The sequence below is a fragment of the Pseudomonas macauensis genome, assembly GCF_047902425.1.
GTDB lineage: Bacteria > Pseudomonadota > Gammaproteobacteria > Pseudomonadales > Pseudomonadaceae > Pseudomonas.
The window spans coordinates 321,150-334,063 of sequence record NZ_CP138377.1 but is presented as its reverse complement, the minus strand read 5'-3'; the positions used below and the strand labels follow the sequence as shown (position 1 = coordinate 334,063).

Annotated in this window: 9 protein-coding genes; 1 reads left to right on the top strand and 8 read right to left on the bottom strand. The window is 66.0% G+C overall.

Annotated features, from left to right (window positions below):
* Nucleotides 1-23 precede the first annotated feature (23 nt).
* The 4 genes from SD196_RS01505 to SD196_RS01490 form a co-directional block, all read right to left on the bottom strand.
* Nucleotides 24-1,148 (bottom strand): ABC transporter permease, encoded by a 1,125-nt coding sequence (locus tag SD196_RS01505; protein ID WP_416310995.1) that lies wholly within the window; start codon nt 1,146-1,148, stop codon nt 24-26.
* A gap of 1 nt (nt 1,149) precedes the next feature.
* The gene (rbbA, locus tag SD196_RS01500) at nt 1,150-3,885 is read right to left on the bottom strand and encodes a ribosome-associated ATPase/putative transporter RbbA (protein WP_416310994.1); all 2,736 of its coding nucleotides are present in this window, start codon (nt 3,883-3,885) and stop codon (nt 1,150-1,152) included.
* Complete coding sequence (locus tag SD196_RS01495) at nt 3,882-4,955, bottom strand: HlyD family secretion protein (RefSeq protein ID WP_331315536.1); 1,074 nt, start codon at nt 4,953-4,955, stop codon at nt 3,882-3,884. Before SD196_RS01495 ends, rbbA begins: the two co-directional genes overlap by 4 nt.
* Before the next feature lie 166 nt (nt 4,956-5,121).
* On the bottom strand, nt 5,122-5,529 hold the full coding sequence (locus tag SD196_RS01490) for a flagellar basal body-associated protein FliL (RefSeq protein WP_275609722.1): 408 nt from the start codon (nt 5,527-5,529) through the stop codon (nt 5,122-5,124).
* 148 nt (nt 5,530-5,677) lie between these two features.
* On the opposite strand from SD196_RS01490, the gene SD196_RS01485 reads away from it, so the two are divergent.
* The gene (locus tag SD196_RS01485) at nt 5,678-6,655 is read left to right on the top strand and encodes an NADPH:quinone oxidoreductase family protein (RefSeq protein WP_343576424.1); all 978 of its coding nucleotides are present in this window, start codon (nt 5,678-5,680) and stop codon (nt 6,653-6,655) included.
* A gap of 711 nt (nt 6,656-7,366) precedes the next feature.
* Here the strand turns inward: SD196_RS01485 and SD196_RS01480 are convergent.
* The 4 genes from SD196_RS01480 to SD196_RS01465 all read right to left on the bottom strand — a co-directional run bounded on the left by SD196_RS01480 (nt 7,367) and on the right by SD196_RS01465 (nt 12,909).
* Nucleotides 7,367-8,890 (bottom strand): malonate--CoA ligase, encoded by a 1,524-nt coding sequence (locus SD196_RS01480; RefSeq protein ID WP_416310993.1) that lies wholly within the window; start codon nt 8,888-8,890, stop codon nt 7,367-7,369.
* 9 nt (nt 8,891-8,899) lie between these two features.
* Nucleotides 8,900-10,219 (bottom strand): malonyl-CoA decarboxylase, encoded by a 1,320-nt coding sequence (locus SD196_RS01475; protein WP_416310992.1) that lies wholly within the window; start codon nt 10,217-10,219, stop codon nt 8,900-8,902.
* A 29-nt stretch (nt 10,220-10,248) separates the two neighbouring features.
* Nucleotides 10,249-11,709: an amidase gene (locus SD196_RS01470; protein ID WP_416310991.1), complete on the bottom strand. Its 1,461-nt coding sequence runs from the start codon at nt 11,707-11,709 to the stop codon at nt 10,249-10,251.
* A gap of 165 nt (nt 11,710-11,874) precedes the next feature.
* Nucleotides 11,875-12,909 (bottom strand): extracellular solute-binding protein, encoded by a 1,035-nt coding sequence (locus SD196_RS01465; RefSeq protein WP_331315525.1) that lies wholly within the window; start codon nt 12,907-12,909, stop codon nt 11,875-11,877.
* Nucleotides 12,910-12,914: the final 5 nt, after the last annotated feature.

The window sequence follows — 12,914 nt, the reverse complement described above, 5'->3', positions numbered from 1 at the left end:
TCTGTAGGAGCGAAGAGCGGACATTACGCCATCTGCCCTATGGTCCGGCGGAAGCGCCACAGGGCGCCGGCGAAGAACGCCGCACCGATGCCGACGATGGCCAGCAGCTGCGGCCAGACGATGGACAGGTCCGCCCCGCGGTAGAGGATCGCCTGGGCCAGGCTGACGAAGTGGGTAGTCGGCGCCGCCAGCATGATGTGCTGCACCAGCTCCGGCATGCTCTCGCGCGGAGTAGTGCCGCCGGAAAGAATCTGCAGCGGCATCAGCGTGAGGATCACCAGCAGCCCCAGCTGCGGCATCGAGCGCGCCACGGTACCGAGGAAGATGCCCATGGACGTGGTGGCGAACAGGTGCAGCGCCGCGCCCAGCAGGAACAGCCCCACCGAGCCGCTGATCGGCACGTCCAGCCAGCCGCGCACCACCAGCTGCAACGAGATGGCTGCCGCCACCAGCACCACGGTGCCCATGGACCAGACCTTGGCCATCATGATCTCGAAGGCAGTCAGCGGCATCACCAGCAGGTGCTCCACCGTGCCGTGCTCGCGCTCGCGGATCAGCGCGGCGCCGGTAAGGATGATCGACAACATGGTGATCTGGTTGATCACTTCCATCACCGCGCCGAACCAGGCCTGGGTCAGGTTCGGGTTGAACTCCATGCGCACCGCCAGCTCCGCCGGCATCGACGCCTCGGCGCGGTAGCGGCCGACGAACTCGCGCACCTCGGTACCGATGATGCTCTGGATGTAGCCCGCGCCGGAAAAGGCTTGCCCGGTCTGGGTCGCGTCGACGTTGACCTGGATCGCCGGCTGCCGCCCGGCCAGCACGTCGCGCTGGAAGTCCGGCGGGATGTCCAGGGTGAAGGTGTACAGGCCGACGTCCATGCCGCGATCCATCTGCGCGTGGCCGATCATTTCTGGCGGTCGGAAGTACGGTGGCTGGAAGGCGTTGATGATACGCGTGGAGAGCTGCGACTGGTCCTCGTCGACGATGGCGATGGGCGCATGGTGCAGGGTTTCCGGCACGCCGGTGGCGGAGCTGTAGACGCCAAGGGTGAAGGCCCAGGCGATCAGGATCAGCATCGCGTAGTCGCGGCCCAGGCTGCGGAATTCCTTGATGCCGAGGTTGAAGATGTTCGCCAGCTTCTTCATCTCAGACCTCCTGCTTCTTCAGGCAGGCCACGCTGAGCAGCGTCAGCACCACCACCATCGCCAGCAACGGCAGGTAGTAGACCCACAGGTCGGTAAAACCCAGCGCCTTGGAAAAGGCGCCGCGACTGACGACCAGGAAGTGCGAGGTCGGGTAGAGCTGGCCGATCACCGCCGCCGCGCCCTCCAGCGACGACACCGGGTGGATCAGTCCGGAGAACTGGATGGCCGGGATCATGGTGGCGATGGCGGTGCCGAACACCGCGGCGATCTGGCTCTTCATGAAGGTCGAGAGCAGCAGCCCCAGCCCGGTGCTGGTCACCACGTAGAGGAAGGCGCCGATCAGCAGCGCGAGGAAGCTGCCCTTGAGCGGCACCTGGAACAGCAGCACGGCCATGGCCAGCATCAACACGAAGTTGATCATGCCCATGCCGATGTAGGGCAACTGCTTGCCCAGCAGGAATTCCAGTCGTGTGACCGGCGTGACGTAGAGGTTGGTGATCGAGCCCAGCTCCTTCTCGCGCACCACGCCCAGGGCGGTGAGCATCGCCGGGATCATGATCAGCAGCAGCGGGATCACCGCCGGCACCATCGCCTTGAGGCTCTCCACGTCCGGGTTGTAGCGGTAGCGCACTTCGGTGCTGGCCGCCGCACTGGCGGCAGCACTGCCATGCTGTCGGGCGAGATCGGCGAGGTAGCTCGAATGCAGGCCCTGTACGTAGCCGAGCACGGTGTTGGCGCGGGTCGGCATGGCGCCATCGATCCACACGCCGATCTGCGGATCGGCACCGCGCTTGAGGTCGCGGCCGAAGTTCGGCGGGATCTCCACTGCCAGGCTGATGTCGCCGCTGCGCAGGCGCCGCTCCAGGTCGTCCGGGTCCTGAATGGTCGGTTTCTCGATGAAGTAGCGCGAGCCGGCGATGTTCAGCGCGTAGGCCTGGCTGGTGGTGGTCTGGTCACGGTCGAGCACCGCGTAGGTGAGGTCCTCGACGTCCATGTTGATGCCGTAGCCGATGATGAACATCAGCAGCGCGGTACCCACCAGCGCCAGGGTCAGGCGGATCGGGTCGCGGCGCAGCTCCATGGCCTCGCGGCGCGCGTAGCTGAACAGGCGCAGCCAGCTGAAACGGTCGCTGCCGGTGTACTTCGAGGGCGTAGCGGGCGCTTGCGGCGCGGGGGCCGCCTCCGGCACCGGCGCGCTGCCGGCGGCCTCTTCCAGGTAGGCGATGAAGGTAGCTTCCAGAGTCGGTAGGCTACGTTTTTCCATCAGGCCCTGCGGAGTATCGCTGTCGAGCACCTTGCCGGCGTGCATCAGCGAGATGCGGTCGCAGCGCTCGGCCTCGTTCATGAAGTGGGTGGAGATGAAGATGGTCACGCCGTCGTTGCGCGACAGCTCCACCATCAGTTCCCAGAAGCCGTCGCGGGCCACCGGGTCGACGCCCGAGGTGGGCTCATCGAGGATCAGGATTTCCGGCTTGTGGATCACCGCCACGGCCAGCGACAGGCGCTGGCGGATGCCCAGCGGCAGGCTGTCGGGCAGCTCGTTGCGCACCTTGCCCAGGTCGAAACGTTCGAGCATCTCCTGTACGCGCGGCCCGATCTGGTCGGCCGACAGGTGGAACAGCCTGGCGTGCAGTTCGAGGTTCTGCAGCACCGTCAGTTCGGCATACAGCGAGAAGGCCTGGGACATATAGCCGACGCGCCGGCGCGTCTCCATGTCGTTGGCGTTCACCGGCTGGCCGAACAGCGCGCAGGTGCCTTCGCTGGCCGGCAGCAGGCCGGTGAGCATCTTCATGGTGGTGGACTTGCCGCAGCCGTTGGAACCGAGGAAGCCGAAGATTTCCCCGCGCTCGATGCGGAAGCTCACATGGTCCACTGCGACGAAATCGCCGAAGCGGCAGGTCAGCCCCTCGGCCTCGATGGCGATCTGCGGAGCGCCTTCGCTCTGCGCGCGCGGCGGAATCACCAGCGTGTGGTGACCGGCGCGCTTGCTCTCGGGCAGCAGGGCGATGAAGGCTTCTTCCAGATTCCGGGTGCCGGTGTGCTCGCGCAGTTCGGCGGGTGTGCCAGTGGCGAGCACCTTGCCGTCGTCCATCGCTACCAGGTGGTCGAAGCGCTCGGCCTCCTCCATGTAGGCGGTGGCGACCAGCACGCTCATGCCCTCGCGGCCGGCACGGATGCGGCCGATCAGCTCCCAGAACTGGTTGCGCGAAAGCGGATCGACGCCGGTGGTGGGTTCGTCGAGGATCAGCAGGTCGGGGTCGTGGATCAGCGCGCAGCACAGCCCGAGCTTCTGCTTCATGCCACCGGAGAGCTTGCCCGCCGGCCGTTCGGCGAACGGCGCCAGCCCCGTGCTGTGCAGCAGGTCGGCGATGCGCCGCTCACGCTCGGCCTTGTCGTGGCCAAACAGGCGGCCGAAGAAGTCGACGTTCTCGAACACCGAGAGCGTGGGATAGAGGTTCTTGCCCAGGCCCTGGGGCATATAGGCGATGCGCGGACACACGGAGCGGCGGTGGCGGGCGTCGCGCATGTCGCCGCCAAGCACCTGGATTTCGCCGTCCTGCATCTTCCGCGCGCCGGCCAGCAGCGCCAGCAGGCTGGACTTGCCGACGCCGTCCGGGCCGATCAGGCCGACCATGCGGTTGGCCGGGATATCCAGCGTGACGTTGTCCACCGCGCGAGTCTCGCCGTAGCGCAGCGAGACGCCAGCCAGACGGGCCACGCAGTCGGCGGTGTTCATTGCGGAACCTTGATCTGCAGTTCAGCCGGCCACTGCGCTTGCGGGTCGAGGCGCAGGTAGGCCATGCCCGGCACGCCGGTCTTCACGTAGGTGATGTACTTCGCAAGCAGCTCCGGATCCAGCCGCGCCTTGACGCGGAACATCAGCTTCTCGCGCTCGTTGGCGGTTTCCACGGTCTTCGGGGTGAACTGCGCGACGCTGGCGACGTAGGAGACTTTCGCCGGGATCACGTACTCCGGCACCGCATCGATCACCAGGCGCACTTCCTGGCCCAGCTCGACCTTGCCGGCCTGGCCCGAGGGCAGGAAGAAGGTCATGTAGACGTCAGCCAGATCGACCATGTTGAGCAGCTTGCCGCCGGCGGCCAGCACTTCGCCCGGCTGCGCCACACGGTACTGCACGCGGCCGTTGCGCGGGGCCTTGAGCAGGCTGTCGTCGATGTCCGCCTGCAGGCGCACGGTGCTCGCGGTGGCGGCCTCGATGGCCGACTGCGCCTCGATCACCTGGGAGCGCGCGGCGGCAATGCCGGCCTGCGCCGACACCACCTGCGAGCGCGAGGCGGCCAGTGCGGCCTGGGCGCTCTGCATCACCGCACGGTCATCATCGAGTTGCTGTTGTGGCAGCGCATTGCGCTTAACCAGCTGCTCGGTGCGGGTGAAGCGCTTCTGCGCGGCGGTCAGTTCCGCCTGGCGCTGGGCGACCACGGCTTCGGCGGTGGCCTTCTCGCTGGTGCGCTGGGCGACCAGGGATTCAGCGGTGAGCCGGGCATTCTGCGCCTGCCGCACCTCAGCCTGGGCCTGGGCGAGCTGGGCCTGGAGCACCTGGGTGTCCATCTTCGCCACCACCTGGCCGGCCTTCACGAAGTCGCCCTCGTCCACCAGGATTTCCGCCACCCGTCCAGGCAGTTTGGTGGCCACGTCCACCTCGGTGGCCTCGATGCGTCCGTTACCGCCGGCGAAGCCTTCGGGGAGGCCGGCCGGTTTGAACGTCTGCCAGGCCAGCGCGGCGAGCACGGCCGCAACCACCACGATCAGTCCGCGGGTGCGCCAGCTTTTTGCGATTCCTGCCATCCGATAATCCCCTTCTGCGTGCGCTCGAATTCGAGCGAATCATGAGGGGATCATCGGTAATCGGCGGCGAATGACGCTTGATACAAGTCAGGCGTGACTAGGAAATTTCCTACATGCCTGGTTTGACGGGGCTTAGGGCCCTACTGCGCGATGGGCAGGCCCGAGGTCAGGGCTGGACGATCAGGTTGTTGAACAGCAGGTCATCCACCAGCGGCTTGCCCTCTTCCTGTTGCAGGACGCCCTGCACCTGCTTGAGAGCCTCCTGGCGCAGCTTTTCCTTGCCATCGACGCTGCCGAGGGAGTCGTCGGTCTGCTGGGCGAACAGCATCACCAATTGGTTGCGGATCAGCGGCTCATGATGCTCGACCTTCTCCGAGGCCTCCTTGCCGGTGACCTTCAGGGCGATGTCGGCCTTGAAGTATTTCAGCTTCGGACCGCTGCCATAGTTGCCCACCAAGGCCGGGGTGAGGTCGACGAAGACCGGCTTGTTGGCGTCTTCGGGCTTGGCCTCTTCTTCCGCGGCAACGAAGGGGCTGAAGGACAGGACCAGCAACAGGGCGAGGAAAGCTCTCAAGGCGATGTCTCCGGATTCGATGGCCCAAAGGATAGCCACACTCGCGCCGGCGCCCAAGCTATATCGGGGCATAAGCCGGGACCATGGTGATTTGCCCCCTCGCCATGCACTCCTACACTGGCCCGATACCTAAAGCGGAGTAATCCCCATGAAAGCCGTGCTGTGCAAAGCCTTCGGCCCCGCCGAAACCCTGGTGCTGGAAGACGTCGCCAGCCCCGAGCCGAAGAAGAACGAAGTCCTGCTGCAGGTGCATGCCGCCGGGGTGAACTTCCCCGACACCCTGATCATCGAGGGCAAGTACCAGTTCAAGCCGCCCTTCCCGTTCTCTCCGGGTGGCGAGGCTGCCGGCGTGGTGGGTGCGGTGGGTGAGAAGGTCACCCACGTGAAGCCCGGCGACCGGGTGATGGCGCTGACCGGCTGGGGCAGCTTCGCCGAGGAAGTGGCGGTGCCCGGCTATAACGTGATGCCGATTCCCGACGGCATGGACTTCGCCAGCGCAGCCGCCTTCGGCATGACCTACGGCACCTCCATGCATGCGCTGAAGCAGCGCGCCAACCTGCAGCCGGGCGAGACCCTGCTGGTGCTCGGCGCCTCCGGCGGCGTGGGCCTGGCGGCGGTGGAAATCGGCAAGGCCATGGGCGCGAAGGTGATCGCCGCCGCCAGCAGCGACGCCAAGCTGGAAGTGGCCAAGGCCGCCGGCGCCGACGTGCTGATCAATTACAGCGAAGGCAGCCTGAAGGACAAGCTCAAGGAAATCACCGGCGGCCAGGGTGTGGACGTGATCTACGACCCGGTGGGAGGCGACCTGTTCGAAGAAGCGTTCCGCTCCATCGCCTGGAACGGCCGCATGCTGGTGGTGGGTTTTGCCAGCGGCACCATCCCGTCGTTGCCGGCCAATCTCACCCTGCTCAAGGGCGCGTCCCTGGTCGGCGTGTTCTGGGGCTCCTTCGCCCAGCGCCAGCCGCAGGACAATGCGGCGAACTTCCAGCAGCTGTTCAGCTGGTTCGCCGAGGGCAAGATCAAGCCGCTGGTGTCGCAGACCTATCCGCTGGAGAAGGCGGCGGATGCGATCAATCACCTGGGCCAGCGCAAGGCGGTAGGCAAGGTGGTGGTGACCGTTCGCTGATAGCGTTCCGGCGACACAAAAAGCCCCGCTCAAGCGGGGCTTTTTCATTCTGTCGCTCCTACAGGGAAATCCGGCGTTGAGCGATTCGCGAGCAAGCTCGCTCCTACGAAGAGCGCCATCTCGCCGGCTTTGGCTTTAAAAAGATTTCCAGAGAAACATCCACGCACTCCGAACCGCCCCGTTCAGGAGGCCTCGTTGAAGCACAGTTTCAGGGGTTGAGCGGCATGGATGTCGCGAGAGCCGCGATGGGCCAGGGATGGCCCTTCGCGGCGTGCCCCGGAAACTGTGCTTCAACGAGGGTATTTTTCGCCCCAAGCGAAAAACCGGATGATTGGGGCAAGACCTTTGCCTCCTTTGGGTGGGGCGGCCATCCGTCGTTTGCCAAAGGAGGTCGCCCGAGGGGGCGAAACAAGAAGTCCGCGCGCACGCCAAAGCGGCGCAGGAAATAGAGGCGCGAAGCAGGCATATCGCGGACGAAGTCCGCTCCTACGAGCCCGAAAGCCCCTCTCCCTAACCCTCTCCCGCAAGCGGGAGAGGGGACCGTACGGCACAGCATGAAACCTTGACGTCAGCCGGCACGGGCAGCTCCCTCTCCCTTCAGGGAGAGGGCTGGGGAGAGGGAAAATCGCAGGCACGACCTCACAAGAAGACAGTTGCTCCTACAAAAGCAAAAAGCCCCGCGTGAGCGAGGCTTTTTCATGCGAATCGGGCTCAGGCGTACAACGCCTTGAACTGCTCCCGCAGCACGTTCTTCTGCACCTTGCCCATCACATTGCGCGGCAGCGCGTCGACCACCATCACCCGCTTGGGCTGCTTGAAGCGCGCCAGCTTGCCGTCCAGGGCGGCGAGGACTTCCGCTTCGGTCGGGGTGTGTTCCTTGTTCGCCACCAGCACGGCAGTCACGCCCTCGCCGAAGTCCGGATGCGGCACGCCGATCACCGCCGATTCGGCCACGCCCGGCAGGGTATCGAGGATCTGTTCCAGCTCCTTCGGGTACACGTTGTAGCCGCCGCTGATGATCATGTCCTTGCTGCGGCCGACGATCTGCACGTAGCCCTTGTCGTCGATGAAACCGATGTCGCCGGTCATGAAGTAGCCGTCCGCGCGCAGTTCCTCGGCGGTCTTCTCCGGCATGCGCCAGTAGCCCTGGAACACGTTCGGCCCGCGCACTTCGATCATCCCCGGCTCGCCCTGGGGCAGCACGGTCGCTTCGCCCGCGCCCGGATCGGTGATGCGCAGCTCGACGCCCGGCAGCGGGAAGCCGACGGTGCCGGCGATGCGCTCGCCGTCCAGGGGATTGGAGGTGTTCATGCCGGTCTCGGTCATGCCGTAGCGTTCGAGGATGGCCATGCCGGTGCGCTCGGAGAATGCGCGGTGGGTCTCGGCGGTGAGCGGCGCGGAGCCGGAGATGAACAGGCGCATGTGCGCCACCGCCTCGCGGGTCAGGCCGGGCTGATCGAGCAGCCGGGTGTAGAAGGTCGGCACGCCCATCAGCAGGTTCACCTGGGGCAGCAGCTTGAGGATCTGAGCGGCGTCGAACTTGCTCAGGAACAGCATCGAGCCGCCGGCCATCAGCAGGCTGTTGCAGGCCACGAACAGGCCGTGGATGTGGAAGATCGGCAGCGCGTGGAGCAGCCAGTCGGACGGGCTGATCTTCCAGTAATCCACCAGCGCGCGGGCGTTGGAGACCAGGTTGCCATGGCTGATCATCGCGCCCTTGGAGCGCCCGGTGGTGCCGGAGGTGTAGAGGATCGCGGCAAGGTCGCTCGATGCGCGCTCCACGTCGACGAAGCGTCCCGGCTTGCCCTGTACGGCGTCCATCAGCGAACCGTCGCCCTGGTCACCCAGGGTCGCCACGCGCGCCACACCACTGGCCTCGGCCAGTTCACGGGCCTGGGCTTCGAAGGCCGGGGCACAGACGAACAGCGAGGGTTCGGCGTCGTCGAGGAAGTAGCGCAGCTCCTCGCCGGTGTAGCCGCTGTTGAGCGGCAGGTAGACCGCGCCGACGCGCAGGACGGCGAGATAGAGCATCACCGTCTCGGGGCTCTTGTCGACCTGCACGGCGACGCGGTCGCCCGGCTGCACGCCGAGCTCCACCAGCGCGTGGGCGAACTGCGAGGTGCTGCGCAGCATGTCGGCGTAGCTGTAGCCGCCGCCCTCGGGGGTGCGGATGAAGGGCTTGGTGAGGTCGCTGGGCAGGTGTTTGCCGACTTCGGCGAAAAGGCTCTGGTTCATGTGCGGGTCCTAGCGTTTTGTTTTCGCCGACAGGCTGGCCAGCTTGCGGACCTCGGGAGAGGCCGTGACCGTGCCCTGGTTGGCGTAGGCTTCGTGGTTCTTTTCGATCTGGCGCAGTTCGTAGCGGTAATTGACCATCAGCCCGGCGGCCTGGCGCAGGCCGGTCGCGGAGAGGTCGCCGCGCCAGTTCAGGCGCTCCAGGCGGGCACCGTTGCCCAGGTGGAAGCGCGCCACCGGGTCCAGCGGCAGGCCGCCGCCGTTCTTGGCGTGCAGGAAGTACTCGGCGGCCAGCGCCAGCAGCGGCTGCTCCAGGCGCGGCGGTGGTGGTGCGTCGGGCTTGAGCGCCTTCAGGCATTCGGCGGCAGCCGCGCCCAGCTGCGCGTCCTCGCCCAGACTATCGAGCCAGCGACGGAAGCCGGGCACCGGCGAAAGGGTGACGAACTGGCGCAGGGCCGGAATCTCCCGCGCCAGCTCCTCCACCACCTGCTTGATCAGGAAGTTGCCGAAGGAGATGCCGCGCAGGCCGTCCTGGCAGTTGCTGATGGAGTAGAACACTGCGGTATCCGGTTCTTCCGCCGGCTGCGCTTGGGCACCGGGCTCCAGAATGTCAGCGATGGCGCCCGGCATGGCGCGGGTCAGCGCCACTTCGACGAAGATCAGCGGCTCGTCGGCCAGGGCCGGGTGGAAGAAGGCGAAGCAGCGGCGGTCCGCCGGCTGCAGGCGACTGCGCAGGTCGTCCCAGTCCTTGATGGCGTGGACGGCCTCGTACTTGATGATCTTTTCCAGGATCGACGCCGGGGTCGACCAGTCGATGCGGCGCAGCACCAGGAAGCCCCGGTTGAACCAGGAGGCCAGCAGGTGCTGCAGGTCGTGGTCCACTGCCGTCAGTTCCGGCCTGGCTTTCAATTCCTGCAGCAGCAGGCGGCGCATGGCGATCAGCTGGGCGGTGCCGCCGGGCGCCTGGTTCAGGCGGCGGAACAGTTCCTGGCGTGGCGGTTCGCTGGCCTGGAACAGCGCCGTGGTGTTGGCCGATGACGGGTCGTCGAGATAACGCTGGCAGGCTTCGGCCAGCGCTTCGCGGGATGGGGCGAAATCCTTCAGCAGGATGTCGAAGAACGCCTTCTGCTGGACCTCCGGGCAATCCCGGTAAGCGCACAGCACCTGCTGCGCCAGGGCAACGCCTGAGGCTTCGCCGTGGCTGGAGATCAGCTTGTGGCACGCCTGCGCCAGCGCCTGGGCATTGCCCGGCGCCGGCTCGCGCGACTCCAGCAGTTGCCGGCCGCGCTCGGTGATGCTTTGCAGCAGTTCCTGGAAGAAGCTGATATTCATGCGTCCCCCTGAGCGTGTGGATAAGTGAGTCAGGCTCCCGCCAACAGCGGCGGCGGGCAGCGCTGGTACCAGCGCGACGCCTGCTCGTAGGCATGGGCCAGTTGCAGCACGGCCATGTCGGCCTGGTGCTTGCCGATGATCTGGATACCCATCGGCAGTCCCTGTTCATTGAAGCCGACCGGCACGTTGACCACCGGGCAACCGGACAGGGTGCCGGGGATCACCACTTCCATCCAGCGGTGGTAGGTGTCCATCGGCTTGCCAGAGATTTCCTTCGGCCAGTCCCAGTTCTTGTCGAACGGGAACACCTGGGCGCTGGGCAGCAGCAGGTAATCGTAGCGTTCGAACAGCTGGCTGATGGCGCGGTACCAGTCACTGCGCGCGGCGGAAGCGCGGAACACCTCCACGGCCGAGAGCTTCAGGCCGTTCTCGATCTCCCAGATCGCCTCGGGCTTGAGCAGCTCGCGCTTGGCCGGGTCGGCGTAGGTCGCACCGAGGGAGCCGGCGACCATCCAGTGACGCAGGGTACGCCAGGTGTCCCAGAGCCGCTCGGCAGAGAAGCCCATGGCGGTGTCTTCAACCTGGCAGCCGATGGCCTCGAAGTCGGCGAAGGAATTCCGGCACAGATCCAGCACGCCGCGCTCCATCGGCAGATGGCCGCCGAGGTCACCCAGCCAGCCCAGGCGCGCCCCCTTGAAGTCGCGTTCCAGGTTGCCGGCGAACTGCTCGCCGGATTCGGCGATGGACAGCGGCGCGCGGGCATCGCTACCGGCCTGCACCGACAGCAGCAGCGCCACGTCGCGCACGCTGCGGCCCATGGGACCTTCGTAGCCGAGCTGGTCGATGAACAGGTCGGCGCTGTCGTCAAAGGGCACGCGGCCCTGGGACGGACGGAAGCCGATGATGTTGTTGAAGGCCGCCGGGTTGCGCAGCGAGCCCATCATGTCGCTGCCATCGGCCACCGGAACCATCTGCAGTGCCAGGGCCGCTGCGGCGCCGCCACTGCTGCCGCCGGCGGTGCGCTCCGGCGCGTAGGCACAGCCGGTAGCGCCGAAGATCGGGTTGTAGCTGTGGGAGCCAAGGCCGAATTCGGGGGTGTTGGTCTTGCCGATGATGATGGCGCCGGCCGCCTTGATGCGCTCGACCATGATGCCGTCACGCTCGGGCAAGTAGTCGCGGAACAGCGGCGAGCCCAGGGTGGTGCGGATGCCCCGGGTCAGCGACAGGTCCTTCACCGCGTGGGGCAGGCCGTGCATCCAGCCGCGGTACTCGCCGCGGGCCAGTTCGGCGTCGCGCTGGTCGGCCTCGGCAAGCAGAAGATCGTCGGGTTGCTGGCTGACAATGGCGTTGACCGCCGGGTTGAACCGCTCGATCTGCTCAAGGTGCGCCTGCATGACTTCGCGGCAGGACACCTGGCGCAGGCGGATGCGCTGGGCCAGTTCGTGGGCCTGCAGCTGGACGAGTTCGTTATTGTGCTTGTACTGGCTCATGGAGCGCGGCCTTCTTTCATCAGGCTTCCGGCAGGTGGGAAGCGTCGGTCGGGTTCAGCGACCCCGCCCGCAGGCAGGGCTTGTTGCGTTCTTCAGGCCGAGCGATGCCGCTGCGCCGAGCTGGCGCACGCGCGCATCGCTTTGCCGTTTTCCCGCTTGGCGGGATCAGCGCATCAGGTTGGTCCAGATACGGTCGGCCAGGCGGATCGCGCCCTCGCCGCAGGTCTGGCTGAATACCACCTTGGTGCCTTCGGGGATGTGCAGTTCAGGCGCATCCTTCAGGCCAGCGTCGAGGAAAGGCTCCACGCCCTTGATCGGGCTCTGGTGCTTGAGGAAGTTCTGGGTCATCGCCGAGTTTTCCGGCTGGCTCATGAAGGCGATGAACTTCTTGGCGCTCTCGGGGTGCTTGGCGCCGGCCGGGATCACCAGGTTGTCCACCCAGGCCATCACGCCCTCTTTCGGGTAGAGATACTTCAGGCTCGACTTCATCTCACGCGCACGCATCGACGAGCCGCCCCAGAACATCGACATGTCGACCTCGCCCGAGGCCAGGTTCTCGCGGATCGAGCCGGCCTTGGAGCTGTAGGTCTTCACGAAGGGCTTCTGGTTCTTCAGCAGGGTGAGCACCTGCTGCATCTGCTTGGGGTCCTCGCTGCACGGCGGGATGCCCAAGTAGAGGCTGGCGGTGTCGATCACCTCGCTGGAGGAGTCGAACATGTTGATCCTGCCCTGCAGTTCCTTGGGCGGGGTGAACAGCACCGAGTAGCTGTCCATCGGGCCGCTGTACCTGGCGGTATCCAGCACCACGCTGGTGGTGCCCCAGATGAAGGGCACCGAGTAGGCGCCTTCCGGGTCCCAGGTAGGCTTCTTCAGGTTGTCCACGATGTTCGCGTAGTACGGCTGGCTGACCGGATCGAAGCGCTCCAGCAGCTTCTCCTTCACCAGGATCGGCACGAACTGGTGCGAGGGAATGGCCACGTCGTAGCCGGCACCGCCCTGCTTGAGCTTGGCCAGCAGGGTCTCGTTGGAGTCGTAGGAATCCACGGTTACCTTGATGCCGGTTTCCTTCTCGAACTTCTCCAGGATCTGCGGGGTGAAATAACCACTCCAGCTCACCACGTTCAGTTGCTCGGCGGCTTGCGCGTGGACGGCCACGGCCAGCGTCAGCGAGGCCCCTACTGCTGCGATCAGTTTGCTCATCTTCT